The following is a 13,430-nucleotide window of genomic DNA, read 5'->3' as shown; positions in this document are numbered from 1 at the left end:
ACATGTCGATCCAGACTATCGAGGACACCAAGGTGAAGGCCTTTCCCGCCAAGCCGGCGGAGGTCATCGCCTTCACTGCCAAGGCACGGCGCCGCTTCGAGCCGCTCGCCATCGCCGGCAAACTGGCGAGCGCGCTGGTGCCGCCCATCATCGTCATCGCGCTGATGCTGGTCGTCTGGCAGATCGCCTGTTCGTCGCCGACATCGAGCCTGCCGCCGCCGACCCAGGTGTGGAAAGAGGCCTACGACCTGATAGCGCATCCGTTCTTCGACAATGGCCCGCAGGATATAGGTCTGGCCTGGCGCGTGCTGATCTCGCTGCAGCGCGTCGCCGTCGGCTTCGGCCTGGCGGCGGTCGTCGGCGTCGCGCTCGGTGCGCTGGTCGGCCAGTCGATCTGGGCGATGCGCGGCCTCGACCCGGTGTTCCAGATCCTGCGCACGGTGCCGCCGCTGGCCTGGCTGCCGCTGTCGCTGGCGGCGTTCCGTGATTCCAGCCCGTCGGCGATCTTCGTCATCTTCATCACCTCGATCTGGCCAATCATCATCAACACCGCGGTCGGCGTGCGCAACATTCCCGAGGACTACCGCAACGTCTCGCGCATCCTGCGGCTCAACCAGTTCGAATTCTTCGTCAAGATCATGGTGCCGGCCGCCGCGCCTTACATCTTCACCGGCTTGAGGATCGGCATCGGCCTGTCCTGGCTCGCCATCGTCGCCGCTGAAATGCTGACTGGCGGCGTCGGCATCGGCTTCTTCATCTGGGATGCGTGGAACTCGTCGCGGCTGCCCGACATCATCGTCGCGCTCGCCTATATCGGCGTCACCGGCTTCTGCCTCGACCGGCTGGTCGCGGCGGTCGGCGCCTTCGTCACCCGCGGCACAACGGCAAAGTGAGGAGAGGGGCGATGACGGCCTATCTGAAGCTCGACCATATCGACAAATCCTTCACGCGTGGTGCCCAGGTCAGCGAGGTGTTGAAGGACATCAGGCTGACCATCGACAAGGGCGAATTCGTCTCCATCATCGGCCATTCCGGCTGCGGCAAGTCGACCCTGCTCAATCTGATCGCCGGGCTGACCAAGGTGTCGGCCGGCGCCGTGCTGCTCGAGGACAAGGAGGTCGACAGCCCTGGACCGGAACGCGCCGTGGTGTTCCAGAACCACTCGCTGCTGCCGTGGCTGACCGTCTACGAAAACATCAACCTGGCGGTGTCGAAGGTCTTCGGCCGTTCGAAGAGCAAAGTCGAGCGGCATGACTGGATCATGCGCAATCTCGACCTCGTGCAGATGGCGCATGCCAAGGACAAGCGCCCGGCGGAAATCTCCGGGGGCATGAAGCAGCGCGTCGGCATCGCCCGGGCGCTGGCGATGGAGCCGAAGATCCTGCTGCTCGACGAGCCGTTCGGCGCGCTCGATGCGCTGACGCGGGCCCATCTGCAGGACGCGGTGATGGACATCCATTCCAGGCTCGGCTCAACGACGATCATGATCACCCATGACGTCGACGAGGCGGTGCTGCTCTCCGACCGCATCGTCATGATGACCAATGGCCCGGCGGCGACCATCGGCGAAGTGCTTGCCGTGCCGCTGGCGCGGCCGCGCCGGCGCGTCGAACTCTCTTCCGACCGGACCTTCCTGCGCTGCCGCGAGGCGGTTCTGAAGTTCCTCTACGAACGCCACCGCTTCGTCGAAGCCGCGGAGTAGCACCATGAGCGAAAGACTTGTCATCATCGGCAATGGCATGGCCCCCGGGCGCATGCTGGAGCACCTGCTGGAACAGGCTCCGGGCCGCTACACCGTCACTATCTTCAACGCCGAGCCGCGCGTCAATTACGACCGCATCATGCTGTCGCCGGTGCTGTCGGGCGAGAAGGCCTATGAGGAGATCATCATCCATGGCGACGGCTGGTACATCGCCAACAACATCACCCTCTACAAGGGCCACAAGATCGTTGCCATCGACCGGACGGCGAAGACCGTCACCTCCGATCATGGCGTCACCGAGCCCTACGACAAGCTCGTCATCGCCACCGGCTCGGTACCGTTCATCATTCCGGTGCCGGGCCATGACCTGCCGGGGGTGCTGACCTATCGCGATCTCGATGACGTGCAGGCGATGATGCTCGCTGCCCAGTCGCGGGCGAAGGCGGTGGTCATCGGCGGCGGCCTGCTGGGTCTGGAAGCGGCGGCGGGCCTCAACGCGCAAGGCATGGACGTCACCGTGCTGCATGTCATGCCGACCTTGATGGAGCGCCAGCTCGATCCGGCCGCCGGCTATCTCTTGCAGCGTGCGGTGGAGCAGCGCGGCATCAAGGTCATCACCAAGGCCAACACCCAGGCGATCACCGGCAACGGCAAGGTCGGGCAGGTGGAACTTGCTGACGGCACCATTATCCCAGCAACGCTTGTGGTGATGGCCGTCGGCATCAGGCCGAATTCGGCGCTGGCCAAACAGGCCGGCATCGCCGTTAACAGGGGCATCGTCGTCGATGCCGGCATGCGCAGCAACGATCCCGACATCTACGCGCTCGGCGAATGTGCCGAGGTCAACGGCCAGGTCTATGGCCTCGTCGCGCCGCTCTACGAGATGGCGCGCGTCACAGCCAGCCAGCTTGCCGGCAACGAAGCGGCGGCCTTCGTCCATATGGACACGCCGACCAAGCTCAAGGTCACCGGCATCGACCTGTTCTCGCTCGGCGACTTCGCCGAGGGCGAGGACCGCCAGGAGATCGTGCTGCGCGATGCGGCGGCCGGCGTCTACAAGCGACTTGTGCTGAAGGACGACCGCATCATCGGCACCGTGCTCTATGGCGAGACGGCGGACGGCGCCTGGTTCAACGATCTCAAGAAAAAGCAGACCGACATATCCGAGATGCGCGATACGCTCATCTTCGGCCAGTCCTACCAGGGGGGTGCCCCGCTGGACCCTATGGCGGCCGTTGCAGCCTTGCCGGATGATGCGGAGATCTGCGGCTGCAACGGCGTTTGCAAGGGGAAGATCACCGGCGCGATCACGGCCAAGGGCCTGACCTCGCTCGACGACGTGCGCGCCCACACCAAGGCCTCGGCCTCCTGCGGCTCCTGCACCGGGCTGGTCGAGAAGCTGATGGTGCTGACCATCGGCGACAAATACAATCCAGCGGCGGTGCAGCCGATGTGCGGCTGCACGACGCTCGGTCATGACGAGGTCCGCCGGCTGATCATCGCCAAGCGCCTGAAGACCATTCCCGCCGTCATGCAGGAACTGGAATGGACGACCTCCTGCGGCTGTGCCAAATGCCGGCCGGCGCTCAATTACTATCTCGTCTGCGACTGGCCGGACGACTACGCCGACGACTACCAGTCGCGCTTCATCAACGAGCGCGTCCACGCCAACATCCAGAAGGATGGCACCTATTCGGTGGTGCCGCGCATGTGGGGCGGGGTGACCAATGCCGCTGAACTGCGCGCCATCGCCGACGTTGTCGACAAGTTTGAAATCCCGATGGTCAAGGTCACCGGCGGCCAGCGCATCGACATGCTCGGCATCCGCAAGGAAGACCTGCCGGCGGTGTGGGCCGATCTCGGCCAGGCCGGCTTCGTCTCCGGCCACGCCTATGCCAAGGGGTTGCGCACGGTGAAGACCTGCGTCGGCTCGGACTGGTGCCGCTTCGGCACGCAGGATTCGACGGGCCTCGGCATCCGCATCGAAAAATTCATGTGGGGCTCGTGGACGCCGGCCAAGGTCAAGATGGCGGTGTCGGGTTGCCCCAGGAATTGCGCCGAGGCGACCTGCAAGGATGTCGGCGTGATCTGCGTCGACTCCGGTTACGAGATCCATTTTGCCGGCGCGGCCGGCCTCGACATCAAGGGCACCGAAGTACTCGGCCTGGTCAGAACCGAGGACGAGGCGCTGGAGCATATCGTGGCGCTGACGCAGATGTACCGCGAGCAGGGCCGCTACCTCGAGCGCATCTACAAATGGGCCAAGCGCATCGGCATCCCCGAGATCAAGCGCCAGATCATGGACGATGGCGACAAGCGCAAGGCCTATTACGAGCGCTTCGTCTTCAGCCAGAAATTCGCCCAGGTCGACCCGTGGTCCGAACGCGTTTCCGGCAAGGACAAGCACGAATTCCGGCCAATGGCCTCGGTCGGTTTTGCGCAGGCGGCGGAGTGAGCGTGATGAACTGGATATCGATAGGCTCTCTCTCCGACATCCCTCGCCGCGGCGCGCGCTGCGTCGCCACGCCGGAAGGAAAAATCGCGGTCTTCCGCACCCAGGACGATCAGGTCTACGCTATCGACGATCATTGCCCGCACAGAGGCGGACCGCTCAGCCAGGGCATCGTGCACGGCACGGCGGTGACCTGTCCCTTGCACAATTGGGTGATTTCGCTGGAAACGGGCAAGGCGCTCGGCGCCGACGAGGGCGCGGTGCGCACCATTCCGGTGCGGATCGAAGGCGAGCATCTGTTCATTGCGCTGGAAGCGCTGGCCAGCCGCGCGGCCTGACCCCATGGAGATCGATGAAGCGCGCGAGGTGAGGACCACCTGCCCCTATTGCGGGGTGGGCTGCGGCGTGCTGGCGAAGGTCGCCGCGGACGGGCAAGTGTCCGTGCGCGGCGACCCCGACCACCCGGCCAATTTCGGCCGGCTCTGCTCCAAGGGCTCGGCACTGGCCGAGACCATCGATCTCGACGGCAGGCTGCTTCATCCGGAGATCCACGGCCGCCGCGCCGGCTGGGACGAGGCGCTCGACCTCGTCGCCTCGACCTTCTCGCAAACCATCGCCGAGCACGGGCCCGATGCGGTCGCCTTCTATGTCTCCGGCCAGTTGCTGACCGAGGACTACTACGTCGCCAACAAGCTGATGAAGGGCTTTGTGGGCTCCGCCAACATCGACACCAATTCGCGCCTGTGCATGGCCTCTTCGGTCGCCGGCCACCGCCGCGCTTTCGGCTCCGACACCGTGCCCGGAACCTATGACGATCTGGAGCTTGCCGACCTGATCGTGCTGGTCGGCTCCAATCTCGCCTGGTGCCATCCGGTGCTCTACCAGCGCATCGCGGCTGCCCGGGAAAAGCGGCCGGAGATGAAGATCGTTCTGGTCGACCCGCGTCGCACCATGACCGCTGACATTGCTGATATGCATCTGGCGATCGCGCCGGATGGCGACGTCGCTTTGTTCACCGGGCTGCTCGCCTACCTCGGCCAGCACAATGCACTCGACCGAACCTACATCACGACGCACACGACGGGCTTCGGGCAAGCGCTTTTCGCCGCCTCCGTGCTCGACCTGGCCGGCCTCGCCGCTGCCACGGGCCTGAGCGAGGACGAGCTTGGCCGGTTCTACAGCCTGTTCGCGGCGACCTCCAAGACGGTAACCGTCTACAGCCAGGGGGTGAACCAGTCGTCTTCGGGCACCGACAAGGTCAACGCCATCATCAACTGTCATCTCGCCACCGGCCGCATCGGCAAGCCCGGCGCAGGGCCGTTTTCGGTGACCGGCCAGCCCAACGCCATGGGCGGGCGCGAGGTCGGCGGCATGGCCAACATGCTGGCCGCCCATATGGAGATCGAAAACCCCGAGCATCGCGACCGCGTGCAGCGCTTCTGGAACGCGCCGGCCGTTGCCGGAAAGCCCGGCCTGAAGGCAGTCGAGATGTTCAAGGCGGTTGCCGACGGGCACATCAAAGCGCTGTGGATCATGGCCACCAACCCGGTCGATTCGATGCCGGACGCCGATGCCGTCGAAGCGGCGATCAAGGCGTGCCCGTTCGTGGTGGTGTCGGACGTGCTGGCCCGGACCGATACCGTCCGCCACGCCCATGTCCGGCTGCCCGCCGCCGCCTGGGGCGAGAAGGATGGCACCGTCACCAATTCCGAACGCCGTGTGTCGCGCCAGCGCGCGTTTTTGCGCGTGCCCGGAGATGCGCTGCCTGACTGGCGGATTATTGCCGAGGTGGGCAAACGGATGGGGTTTGGTGAGGCGTTTTCCTACGCGTCGCCGGCGGAGGTGTTTGCCGAGCATGCCGCGCTGTCGGGTTTCGAGAATGATGGTGCGCGGGATTTCGACATCGGGGCTTATGCCGGGGTTGATGCGGAGGGATATGAGGCGCTTGAGCCGTTCCAATGGCCAGCGCCGAGCCAAGGCGCCCCCCTCTGGCCTGCCGGCGATCTCCCCCTCAAGGGGGGAGATCGGCTGTCATGGCCGTCCTCGCCAATTCACAACGTCGCAAAGCGAAAGCAGTCGGCGAAGCTGCCAATCTCCCCCCTTGAGGGGGAGATGGCCGGCAGGCCAGAGGGGGGCGCTCAAGCTGGAGGTTGGCCAGAAGGGGTCGGCACGACTGGGCTCCAGGCTCGCTTCTTCGCCAACGGCAACTTCTTCACACCCGACCGCAAGGCGCGCTTCATCGCCATCCGTCCCACCACGGAAATCCGCACCAGCCCCGATTATCCGCTGATCCTCAACACCGGCCGCATCCGCGACCATTGGCACACCATGACGCGGACGGGGAAAAGCCCGCGGCTTTCGCAGCACATCGCCGAGCCCTTCGTCGAAATCCACCCGGCGGATGCGCAGCGCTTCGGCATCGGTGACGCCGACATAGCGCGCGTTTCCAGCCCGCGCGGTGATGTGCTGGTGCGCGCGCTGGTGACGGCGCGCCAGCGCCAGGGCAGCCTGTTTGCGCCGATGCACTGGACCGATCAGTTCTCGGCAAAGGGCCGGCTCGACACGCTGACCGCGCCGCTGACCGATCCCATTTCCGGTCAGCCGGCGCTGAAACATGTCGCCGCCCGTATCGAGAAATTCGCGGCCAAGGCCTTCGGCTTCGCGGTGACGCGGCGCAGGCCTGAGCCCGATACCGCGGCCTACTGGGCCGTGGCCAAATGCAAGGGCGGCTGGCGGGTCGAGCTTGCCTTTGCCGAAGACGACATCGACTGGGCCGGCTTTGCCGGATCACTGTTCGGCGCGCCAGTGGGCGCCGAAATCCTCGCCTATCATGACCGCGACGCCGGCCAGCATCGCATCGCCGCCTTCGACGGCGACCAACTGTCCGGGGCCTTGTTCGTCGCGCCCGGCCCGGTCGCCGTGTCGCGCGGCTGGGCGGCGGAACAGTTGAGTGTCGATCATGTCGACCGGCGCGACAGGCTGGCGATCGTGGCCGGGCGGCCGGGCGGGGTCGACGTCGATCGCGGCGCCATCGTCTGCTCCTGTTTCGGCGTCGGCGCCAACCAGATCGCGGAAGCGGTACGCCGCGGCTGCGGCAGTGTCGCGGCAATCGGCACGGCCCTGCATGCCGGCACGAATTGCGGCTCCTGCCGTGCCGAGATCAGGGTCATCATCGACGCACAGAGCCTCCAGGCGGCCGAGTGATTGTCATGACCAAAGGGGCCTGCGCGACGGTGCTGGTTGGGCTATGGTGGCTCAGGCGTGCTACGTCGCGCACGAATCATCCTCAGTCAGGGTCATCCAATGGCAAATCCTCCGCGCCGACCGACAAATCCGATGGCGGCCGCCGAGGCGGCTTTCAAGCCGGTGAAGAAGCCGGCTGCCCCGGTCCGAGAGCCCACGGCCGCTCCAGGCGTCAGGGAGCTTGTTTCGATCCGAATCGACCGCGCCGTGCTGGACCATTTCCAGGAGGATGGACCCGGCTGGCAGGACCGCATCAACGACGCCTTGCGGCGTGTGATAGAAGGCAAGCCGATCGTTACCGGGGGTGATCGTTCAGACGACGAGTAGCGGCTGTTCCAGCCGGCTCACGCTTCGAAGTGCAGGATGTAGAGCTTCCGCGTCTTCTCGTGGATCGTCCATTCGCCTTTCCAGCCTTTCGGCAGCACCAGCATTTCGCCCGGACCAACGTCCTCGCTGCGGCCATCGGGACCATGCAGCGAGACCCGGCCTGACACGATGTGGCAGGTTTCGGAATTGGTCTCGCGCGAGGCCGTGAAGCGGCCCGGCGTGCACTCCCAGACGCCGACTTCCAGTGCGCCATCCGGCGAGGTCCACAGCGTCGTCGAGGCTTCGAACTGATCGCCGCTGATCGAGGTCGGCTTGGGCTCAGCCTCGCCGAGGTCGATGGAGGCGAGGTGGGCGAAGGTCTGGAAGTCGGTCATGGTAGTCTCTCAATGTCCTGTGATGCGGTCGGCGATCGCGGCCAGTTTCGACGTGTGCTGGAGGCCGGCTTCCTCGCGCTCATCGGCAACGCGATAGAGCTGATACATCGAGTGGACGCCGAGCCAGCGCATTGGCTCGGGTTCCCATTTGCTGACCTTTCGGTTGACCCAGGGCAGGCGGGTCAATTCGGTGTCGCGGCGCAGGATGAGATCGCGCAGCGTTCGGCCTGAAAGGTTGGAACTCGAGACGCCGAGCCCGACATAGCCGCCGGCCCAGCCGATGCCGGTTTGCGGATCGAGCCCTGCCGTCGTGCACCAGTCGCGCGGCACGCCCAGCACGCCGCACCAGGCGTGGTCGATGCGAAGCTTCGCAGTCTGCGGCAGCAGCCGTGTGAGGATCGCGTGCAGGCTTTCGATCGTGGCCTGCTGCGTTTGGCCGCGCACATCCGTTTGCGAGCCGTAACGATAGGGTACGCCGCGTCCGCCCATGGTGATGCGGCCTTCCCTGGTGCGCTGCGCATAGCAATAGGCGTGCGCGGAGTCGCCCAGAAGCTCATGGCCCTCCCAGCCGATCTCGTCCCACAGTGATTGCGGCAGCGGCTCGGTGATGATCTGCGCGCTGTTGAGCGGCAGCCAGAGCCGTTCATTGCCTGGTATGCCGGCCGTGAACCCTTCCGTGGCACGGATGATGATCGGCGCGCGCACGGTGCCGCGGTTCGTCGTGACCTTGCCCTTCTCGATGCCGGTCACGGTTGTCTGCTCGTAGATCGGCACACCGAGCCGCTCGACGGCTTCGGACAGGCCGCGCACCAGCTTGGCCGGCTGCACACGCGCGGTGCCGTGGTGGATATAACCGCCAAGCACATTCCTGATGTTGATGCGGGCCTTGGCCTCTGCCTGGCCGATCAGGCTGACACGCTCGCTCGGCACGCTCCAGCCGATCGCATCGGCATAGGCGGCGTTGATCCGTTCGAGCTGCGGCGGGTTGGTCGCCACCGTCAGATTGTCGACGCGGCGGATGTCGGCATCGATGCCTTCGGCTTCGGTCACCTTGATCACTTCGTCGACCGTGCCATGCATGGCCGTTTCCATGTCGATGACAGCGCCGCGCGTCGAGGTCTGCAGATATTTCTCGCGCGACCAGCTGAAGCCGCCGGACAGCCAGCCGCCATTGCGGCCCGACGCGCCGAAGCCGGCGAACTCCCGCTCGACGATGGCGATGCGGATCGATGGATCGGCCTTCTTCAGGTAATAAGCGGTCCACAGGCCGGTGTAGCCGGCGCCGACGATGCAGACATCGGCTTCGAGATCGCCCGGAAGCGGCGCGCGATAGGGCGGCAGGCCGATGTCGGCATACCAGAACGAGACGTTGCCGTTGACTTTGGCGTCCATGTCTAAAAATCCTGCGGGGAAAAGAGCGGTCAGGTCATCGTCATGTCGGCGCGGTCGTCGTCGGCAAGAAGTTTTGCATCGACGACCGACCAGCGCAGATCGACCGTGTCACCAATCGAGAACGGTGTGGCTTCCAGCGACGCGCGTACGATGGCGACCGAGCCGTCGCGCAACGTCACCTGGTATTTCGAGCCGGAGCCCAGATAGATCGCCTCGCTGACTTGACCGGTGAGGCTGTTCTGCCCGGCGGCGGGAGGCGTGTTGGTGCCGGCAAGCGAAAGCTTCTCCGGCCGCAGCAGGACCACCGGTTTGCTGCCGCTGGCGAGCTTGCCGTTGGCCACGATCTTCTGGCCGGCGATCGTCAGGCTGGTTTCGTTTCCGGACGTCAGGGCGGTGCCACGCAAACTGGTCGATTCGCCGATGAACTTGGCCACGAACAGGGTCGTCGGCTCGTCGTAGAGCTGGCGGCCGGTTCCGACCTGTTCGATGCGGCCCTGATTGAAGACGGCGATGCGGTCGGACAGGACCAGCGCTTCTTCTTGGTCGTGCGTCACATAGACGAAGGTGGTGCCGAGTTCGCGGTGGATGCGCTTGATCTCCAGCTGCAGCCATTCGCGCAGTTTCTTGTCGAGCGCGCCGAGCGGTTCGTCCATCAACAGCAGCGGCGGATCGAAGACGATGGCGCGCGCCAGCGCCACGCGCTGCTGCTGGCCGCCGGAAAGTTCGGAGGGATAGCGATGCGCGAAGTCGGCCATCTTGACCATGTCCAGCGCGCGCACGACGAGACGGTCGCGCGCCTGCTTGTCCATGCCGCGCAAGGTGAGGGGATAGGCGACGTTCTTGCCGACCGTCATATGCGGAAACAGCGCGTAGTGCTGGAAGACAACGCCGATGTTGCGCTTGTGCGCCGGCAGGGCGACGATGCTTTTGCCGCCAACGGCGAGGTCGCCGGAGGTGAGGTCGGTGAAGCCCGCCACGACGTTGAGCGTCGTGGTCTTGCCCGAGCCGCTGGGGCCGAGCAGCGTCATGAACTCGCCCGGCTCGATATGCAGGCTGACATCGTCGAGTGCGGTGAAATTGCCGTAGCGCTTGGTTGCGCCCTTGATGTCGATGGCCGCGCCGCGTTTCCTCGCAGTCATCTCAACTCCTCGTCGATTTCGAGCTGATGATCAGCCCGGCGCTGATGATCAGCGTCGTGGCAATGAAGATGATGGTTCCGACGGCCGTCACCGTCGGATCGGCGTCGCGGGTGATGCTGGTGAAGATCTGCACCGGCAAGGTCTTCAGGTAGGGACTGGTGATGAACAGCGCGACGATGATCTCATCGAAGGAGGTGACGAAGGCAAACAAAAGCCCGGACAGGATGCCGGGCGCGATCAGCGGCAAGGTCACGGTGCGGAATGTGGTGAAGCGGTTGGCGCCGAGGCTTGCCGCCGCCGTCTCCAGCCGCGCGTCGAAGACTTCGAGGCTTGCCGACACGGCGATGATGACGAAGGGGATCGCCAGCATCGTATGTGCGATGACGAAGCCGGTGGTGGTGCCGACGAGCTGGTAATCAAGGTAAACGGCATAGATGCCGATCGCCAGCACCACGCCGGGCACGATCATCGGCGTGATCAGGATGGCGCGCAGCAGGCCGGCGCCGGAATGTTTCATGCGGCTGAGGCCGAGCGACGCCAGCGTGCCGATCAGCGTGGCGGCGACGGCGACGAGGCCCGCGACCCTCAGCGAATTGAAGAAGCTCGATAGCCAATCCGGGTTGGTGAAGAAATTCGCGTACCACTGCCATGAGAAGCCGGAGGGCGGGAAGGCAAGCGACTTCTTCTCGTTGAACGACATCGGGATGATGACCAGCGTCGGCATCACCAGCCAGACGGCGACCAGCAGGCAGAACAGGCCGAGCAGAAGGCGGGATGGTGCCAGCCTCATGATCTGGACGCCTGCTTGTGGCGCTGGCGCATCAGCGGGGCGGCGAGCGCCAGAAGCACGAAGGTCGCGACCAGCAGCACGACGCCCATGGCGCCGCCGCGGCCCCAGTTGAGCAGGCTGAGCACCTGGCTCTGCACCAGCGTCGACAGCATGGTGCTGCGCGGGCCGCCGAGCAGGGCAGGCGTGATGTAGAAGCCGAGCGACAGGATGAAGACGATGATGGCGCCGGCGAAAACGCCGGGAAGCGACAGCGGCAGATAGATTTGCAGGAAGGCGCGTGCCGGGCGCGCACCAAGGCTGCGCGCCGCCTGCACGAGGCGCAGATCGATGCCGCGCATGACCGAATAGAGCGGCAGGATCATGAACGGCAGCAGCACCTGCGCCATGCCGATGACGACGCCGGTCTGCGTGCGGATCAGCTTCACGCCGTCAAAGCCGAGCAGCCTGATGACCGAATTGATGATGCCGGAATCCTGCAGCAGGATGACCCAGGCCAGGGTGCGCACCACGCCGCTGACCCAGAACGGCACCAAAACGCACAGGATGAGGACCAGCCGCAGGCGCGGTCCGACCGCCGTCATGAGATAGGCATAGGGGTAGGTGGCGATGACGCAAACGATGGTGACCCAGGCTGCGATGGAAAAGGTGCGCCACAGGACGGTGACGTTCACCGGGGTGGAAAAGAACCAGACATAGTTCTGCAAGCCCCAAGATGGGTCCGAGAAGCTGCGCAGCGTGACGGTCAGCAAGGGATAGCCCATCGCGGCGATGAGCAAAGCCAAGGCGGGCATCGCCAGCAGCGAAGGATAGGCAGCAAGGTGCGGGCGCCGCTGCGGCGCCCGCACGGCACCTGGCGGCCGAGGATGATCACCCCCGGCCGTCGGCGTATGCGATGTCTGGCTCACGCCGTCACCTTAGCGGTAGCCGGCTCAGTTGCCGGCCATCAGCGCTGTCCACTTGTCGGACGCGGCGGCGAAGTTGGCGACCCAGAACTTGATGTTCTGCTGATAGCCGAGCTTGGCGTGGTCCGGCGTGTTGGTCAGAAAGGCGGCGACGGATGCGTCGACCTTCGGCTGTGCCTCGTTGTTGATCGGCGAGTAGGAGGTCTGCTCGGTCAGGATCTCCTGCGACTTCTTGCCGAGATAGGCGTTGATCAGCGCGTAGGAAGCGTCGGTGTCCTTGGCGCCGACCGGGATGGTCAGCTGGTCCATGACGACCAGCCAGTCCTTCCACACCGGCGTGTAGGCAGCGCCGTTCTTGACCGCCGTCATGGCGCGGCCGGTCCACATGATGATCATGTCGGCCTCGCCGGATTCGGCGAGCTGCTGGGATTCTGCGCCCGTCTTCCAGAAGATCGTGTCGGGACCGATCGCCTTGATCTTGGCGATGCCCTTGTCGATGTCGGCCGGCGTCATGGCGTCGACCTTGCCGCCGTCTGCCAGGATGGCCTGTTCGATCAGGCCGCCGAGCGGGCTGCCGCTGCCGTCGATGGCGCGGGTGCCGGGAAATTTCGCGGTGTCGAAGAAGTCCTTCCAGTCCTTCGGCGGATTGTCCTTATACGTGTCGTTCTTGTACATCAGGACCATGCCGTAGTTCATCGCCGGCACGCTGCACTCGCCGACCTGTCCGGGCGGGATGTGCGAGATGTCGAGCTTGGTCAAATCCAGCTTCTGGAACAGTTTTCCGCAATGCACGAAGGGCGGAAAATCGTCCGTATCGACGACATCCCAGGTCACATTGCCTGATTCGACCTGCGCCTGGAGCTTGGCGATTTCGGTCGGCCCATCATTCAAAAGCTTGACGCCGCTCTTGTCGACGAATTCCTTGAGGGCGGCGACCTGGCCGTCCTGGTAGATGCCGCCATAGGAGACGAAGGTCAGCGTCTTTCCCTTCAGCGAGCCGTCCACCACGGTCCCGGCCGGCGGCGCGTTCTGCGCGTGAGCGGCGGCCGCAAGCAAGGCCAGTGCGGCGGCGCCGACGAACCCGGCCAATCTTGATCTGCTTCCCATTT

Annotated in this window: 12 protein-coding genes; 6 read left to right on the top strand and 6 right to left on the bottom strand. The window is 65.0% G+C overall.

The window, feature by feature from the left end; all coding sequences use genetic code 11:
• The first annotated feature begins 2 nt into the window (after window positions 1-2).
• The 6 genes from ntrB (at window position 3) to EN955_RS00940 (ending at window position 7,724) form a co-directional block, all read left to right on the top strand.
• On the top strand, window positions 3-893 hold the full coding sequence (gene ntrB, locus EN955_RS00965; RefSeq protein WP_024503966.1) for a nitrate ABC transporter permease: 891 nt from the start codon (window positions 3-5) through the stop codon (window positions 891-893).
• 11 nt (window positions 894-904) lie between these two features.
• Window positions 905-1,702, top strand: coding sequence for an ABC transporter ATP-binding protein (locus tag EN955_RS00960; protein ID WP_013530459.1), 798 nt, complete (start codon window positions 905-907; stop codon window positions 1,700-1,702).
• 4 nt (window positions 1,703-1,706) lie between these two features.
• Entirely contained in the window at window positions 1,707-4,157 is a 2,451-nt protein-coding gene (gene nirB, locus EN955_RS00955; protein ID WP_024503965.1) for a nitrite reductase large subunit NirB, read from the top strand.
• Between the two features lie 5 nt (window positions 4,158-4,162).
• Window positions 4,163-4,492, top strand: coding sequence for a nitrite reductase small subunit NirD (gene nirD, locus EN955_RS00950; protein WP_024503964.1), 330 nt, complete (start codon window positions 4,163-4,165; stop codon window positions 4,490-4,492).
• A 4-nt stretch (window positions 4,493-4,496) separates the two neighbouring features.
• On the top strand, window positions 4,497-7,358 hold the full coding sequence (locus tag EN955_RS00945; protein WP_024503963.1) for a nitrate reductase: 2,862 nt from the start codon (window positions 4,497-4,499) through the stop codon (window positions 7,356-7,358).
• Window positions 7,359-7,457: 99 nt separating this feature from the next.
• Complete coding sequence (locus EN955_RS00940; protein WP_024503962.1) at window positions 7,458-7,724, top strand: BrnA antitoxin family protein; 267 nt, start codon at window positions 7,458-7,460, stop codon at window positions 7,722-7,724.
• A gap of 17 nt (window positions 7,725-7,741) precedes the next feature.
• On the opposite strand, the gene EN955_RS00935 is transcribed toward EN955_RS00940, so the two are convergent.
• The 6 genes from EN955_RS00935 to EN955_RS00910 are packed head-to-tail and all read right to left on the bottom strand — an operon-like array spanning window position 7,742 to window position 13,428.
• Window positions 7,742-8,098, bottom strand: coding sequence for a cupin domain-containing protein (locus tag EN955_RS00935; protein ID WP_024503961.1), 357 nt, complete (start codon window positions 8,096-8,098; stop codon window positions 7,742-7,744).
• Between the two features lie 9 nt (window positions 8,099-8,107).
• Window positions 8,108-9,490: an FAD-binding oxidoreductase gene (locus EN955_RS00930; RefSeq protein ID WP_024503960.1), complete on the bottom strand. Its 1,383-nt coding sequence runs from the start codon at window positions 9,488-9,490 to the stop codon at window positions 8,108-8,110.
• Window positions 9,491-9,519: 29 nt separating this feature from the next.
• On the bottom strand, window positions 9,520-10,629 hold the full coding sequence (locus tag EN955_RS00925) for an ABC transporter ATP-binding protein (protein ID WP_024503959.1): 1,110 nt from the start codon (window positions 10,627-10,629) through the stop codon (window positions 9,520-9,522).
• Between the two features lies 1 nt (window position 10,630).
• A complete protein-coding gene (locus tag EN955_RS00920; protein ID WP_024503958.1) occupies window positions 10,631-11,419 on the bottom strand; it encodes an ABC transporter permease in 789 nt (262 codons plus the stop codon).
• Window positions 11,416-12,324: an ABC transporter permease gene (locus tag EN955_RS00915; RefSeq protein WP_032899336.1), complete on the bottom strand. Its 909-nt coding sequence runs from the start codon at window positions 12,322-12,324 to the stop codon at window positions 11,416-11,418. The genes EN955_RS00920 and EN955_RS00915 overlap by 4 nt, the downstream gene beginning before the upstream one ends.
• Window positions 12,325-12,348: 24 nt before the next feature.
• Window positions 12,349-13,428 carry an extracellular solute-binding protein gene (locus EN955_RS00910; RefSeq protein ID WP_023809407.1) on the bottom strand — a complete coding sequence of 360 codons (1,080 nt, stop codon included), beginning with the start codon at window positions 13,426-13,428 and terminating at the stop codon, window positions 12,349-12,351.
• Between the last annotated feature and the right edge of the window lie 2 nt (window positions 13,429-13,430).

The organism is Mesorhizobium sp. M7A.F.Ca.CA.001.04.2.1, from assembly GCF_003998485.1.
Taxonomy (GTDB): domain Bacteria; phylum Pseudomonadota; class Alphaproteobacteria; order Rhizobiales; family Rhizobiaceae; genus Mesorhizobium; species Mesorhizobium ciceri.
This window is presented reverse-complemented; position numbering and strand designations above follow the sequence as displayed.

What these genes read in the sequence shown, in the direction of transcription:
- ntrB (WP_024503966.1), top strand. Translation starts at nt 3, where the DNA reads ATGTCGATCCAGACTATCGAGGACACCAAGGTGAAGGCCTTTCCCGCC.
- EN955_RS00960 (WP_013530459.1), top strand. Translation starts at nt 905, where the DNA reads ATGACGGCCTATCTGAAGCTCGACCATATCGACAAATCCTTCACGCGT.
- nirB (WP_024503965.1), top strand. Translation starts at nt 1,707, where the DNA reads ATGAGCGAAAGACTTGTCATCATCGGCAATGGCATGGCCCCCGGGCGC.
- nirD (WP_024503964.1), top strand. Translation starts at nt 4,163, where the DNA reads ATGAACTGGATATCGATAGGCTCTCTCTCCGACATCCCTCGCCGCGGC.
- EN955_RS00945 (WP_024503963.1), top strand. Translation starts at nt 4,497, where the DNA reads ATGGAGATCGATGAAGCGCGCGAGGTGAGGACCACCTGCCCCTATTGC.
- EN955_RS00940 (WP_024503962.1), top strand. Translation starts at nt 7,458, where the DNA reads ATGGCAAATCCTCCGCGCCGACCGACAAATCCGATGGCGGCCGCCGAG.
- EN955_RS00935 (WP_024503961.1), bottom strand. Translation starts at nt 8,098, where the DNA reads ATGACCGACTTCCAGACCTTCGCCCACCTCGCCTCCATCGACCTCGGC.
- EN955_RS00930 (WP_024503960.1), bottom strand. Translation starts at nt 9,490, where the DNA reads ATGGACGCCAAAGTCAACGGCAACGTCTCGTTCTGGTATGCCGACATC.
- EN955_RS00925 (WP_024503959.1), bottom strand. Translation starts at nt 10,629, where the DNA reads ATGACTGCGAGGAAACGCGGCGCGGCCATCGACATCAAGGGCGCAACC.
- EN955_RS00920 (WP_024503958.1), bottom strand. Translation starts at nt 11,419, where the DNA reads ATGAGGCTGGCACCATCCCGCCTTCTGCTCGGCCTGTTCTGCCTGCTG.
- EN955_RS00910 (WP_023809407.1), bottom strand. Translation starts at nt 13,428, where the DNA reads ATGGGAAGCAGATCAAGATTGGCCGGGTTCGTCGGCGCCGCCGCACTG.